3 protein-coding genes are annotated in these 2,622 nt (G+C 41.9%); all 3 read right to left on the minus strand.

Features of this window, described 5'->3' with window-relative positions; all coding sequences use genetic code 11:
* The coding region (gene hxsC / locus IM290_RS21395; RefSeq protein ID WP_193354508.1) for a His-Xaa-Ser system radical SAM maturase HxsC at positions 1 to 902 on the minus strand (902 nt) is incomplete at its 3' end.
* Positions 895 to 2,283 carry a His-Xaa-Ser system radical SAM maturase HxsB gene (gene hxsB / locus IM290_RS21400; protein WP_087828286.1) on the minus strand — a complete coding sequence of 463 codons (1,389 nt, stop codon included), beginning with the start codon at positions 2,281 to 2,283 and terminating at the stop codon, positions 895 to 897. The genes hxsB and hxsC, both read right to left, overlap by 8 nt.
* A complete protein-coding gene (gene hxsD / locus IM290_RS21405; RefSeq protein WP_097477502.1) occupies positions 2,283 to 2,561 on the minus strand; it encodes a His-Xaa-Ser system protein HxsD in 279 nt (92 codons plus the stop codon). The genes hxsB and hxsD overlap by 1 nt, the downstream gene beginning before the upstream one ends.
* Positions 2,562 to 2,622: the final 61 nt, after the last annotated feature.

The raw sequence follows: 2,622 nt of genomic DNA on the forward strand, positions 1-2,622 counted from the left end.
GCGTCTATGGCGGAGGTTATTTTCTCACTATAACTGCTGTGCTCAATGAAGATTGTTGACCAGTTCTTTCGTGCCCAACCGATAGATTCCAGCCCCATAAGGGAAATCTGATTAATGTTGGAGAACACTCGGCCAACGAAGTCTACAATATCATCCAATTCTGTATAGTTAGCCAGTGTCGGAATAACTCTAAGTTCGATATTAATCCCTGAGTTTCCTGCATTGATTAACCCCTTAACCGTTTCATTAAATGCGCCATCACTCCCTACCAGATGATCATGCACAAGTGGTCTTGATGAGTAGAGCGGGATACCAAAGGTGATTTTGATCTTTTTGCTTCGCTTTGCCATTTCCTGAGTAAAGTTGATATCAGCAAATTTGCGTCCGTTTGTTAAAACATGCAAAGCAGTATCTGGTGAATTCTCGATGATAAAATCAATGAAGTGAAGGAAATCATCTCCATACAGCAAAGGTTCTCCACCGCTGACCCCAACAACTCCATCCAAACCAAATGAAGCTATAGCAAGAGCTGATTGGGTAAGTAGCCAGTCATCATTTGATTTCTTTGGTGGCTGCGAACAAAACAGACATAAGTTATTGCAGCGTTCCGTTACTAAGACAGTATTATGATTGGCTCTGCGGGACAGAATTACGCGTATCATATTGCCATTGTTGATTATCCCAATATCTCCATCTTCAATTGACTCATATAATTCAGTGCTAATAACAGAGAAATCAAAGTATGGTTGAATGGCATCATTATTGCCTTCAGCAACTACCAGTAAATTGGGCAAAAAGAATAAAGGGTTCATTGGTTTTTGTTTGCATAACCGATAGAACCCCGTGGGCACATTCTTTTTTGAAGCAAAATGAAAGATATCGTTCCTAATAACCTCAGACATATGCCCATCCTTTTAGCATCTCAGCCTTCGGACCACCTTCTGAGATGCAGTTCATCAGATACCTGAACATCCCCTTGTGATACTGACAAAACGTTGAACGACTCCTATCACCAACAGGCTCACCCTGTACACTTATGTTCTGGCATGGATCTGCACCGCAAAATGGTTGATATGCACATGTATCACAACCTGGCAGAGCAAAATTGAACGATGAACTCAACACTGCGTTATAGTAAGGACTCTTAGAAAATGATAGCGTTTTAACCTCACCCGCACTGAACTCCGTTTCAGGGTTCACCTTCTGCAACATACGGCTCTCATCGCTACCATATACTCGACCGTCATAATTGAAAAGAATACTGTTAAGCACGACCCCGCTTGGCGACTTTAAATCCGCATAACCACTAAAGCCGGGATTGAAGATCCTTTTCAGATGAATGGAGGCCGAATGTTCCACAACCCTTATCCCTTCATTATTCATCTTAAGGATTTCATCTATCAACGAGGCATAGAAACTTAAGTATTCGTCCATAGAAAAGGTGAACGATGCTTTTTGTGCAAACCCATAGGGACTAACAGGTCGGATAAACATGTCCTTGAGGCCAAGAGACAAGTGAGCCTGGACAATCGATTCAGGATGCCTGATAAGATCTTTAGTAACTGTAGTAACCGTTGCAACGCGACCAGCGCCTAAAGACCGTTTGATAGCCTCTACTCCTGATACTGTTTTACTATAAGCAAGCCCATGACCAAGAATTCGATTACTGTTGTGAACAACTTCCTCACCATCAAGCGAAACAGAGAACGTTATGTTCCTGTCTCTCGACCATTCAAGCATATCCTCATTCAAGACAGACAGGCTTGATGCTATCACCATCTCAAAATCGGTGCTTTCCAGCGTTTCAATACATTGCTCATAGATAGACTGAATTAAATCGAACCGCAAGAGTGGCTCTCCACCCTGTATCTCTATCTTGTAAGGTGGTGTCGATAGTTTTTTGATAGTCGAAATGATATCAGGGATGAGATCGGGATCTAGATCATAACCAGAGGCGTTCACTGAAGCTCTACTGACCTGACAATACTTGCAGGTATGGTCGCAACGTAATGTGGGCACAATCATGAAAATTGGCCTGATCGCCAGTTCATTCATCAATCGTTTTGCAAAAGCAGAACTTAAAGCATAGGGAGCAATACCTGATGAGCTTTCGTTGGTTATGAACAGCTTGCTTTCTAGTGCGTTTGATTGCTCCGCATTGATTTGCTCATTAGAAAGATCAAGCAGCTCTTGCTCATCAATGAAGTGATGAAAACCAGCGAGGTTGCTTATAAACACCTGTCCATTAGGCAATCTGTCAAAATTGAATGGCATCAATTCCATCACGAAAGCCTTTCATCGACACTGCGAAGCACTTTATGGACAATAGAATCTCTCAACGCCCCTGTTTTATGCTGTAGTTTTTCTCGCAAAGTGTAATCATTCAGCAGCCTCTCGAATTCATAGAGGCATTCGGGACTATCGTTTTCAAAAGAGATTGTCCAAGAGGATATATCTTCACAAAGCTTCCACTGAGTAAGCGAAGTCATCCAGTACAGGCTATTGCGTATAACCCATTCAGAATAAAGACCTTTTTCAAACATTCTTTCGCACATTGCCATACCTACCAAAACGAAAAAACACAACCAGCAGCCGATTATAAACCGAATTTTCCTATATAAA

Origin of the sequence: Enterobacter cloacae complex sp. S1, assembly GCF_014930525.1 — a bacterium.
In the GTDB taxonomy this organism is placed as follows: Bacteria; Pseudomonadota; Gammaproteobacteria; order Enterobacterales; family Enterobacteriaceae; genus Enterobacter; species Enterobacter hormaechei_C.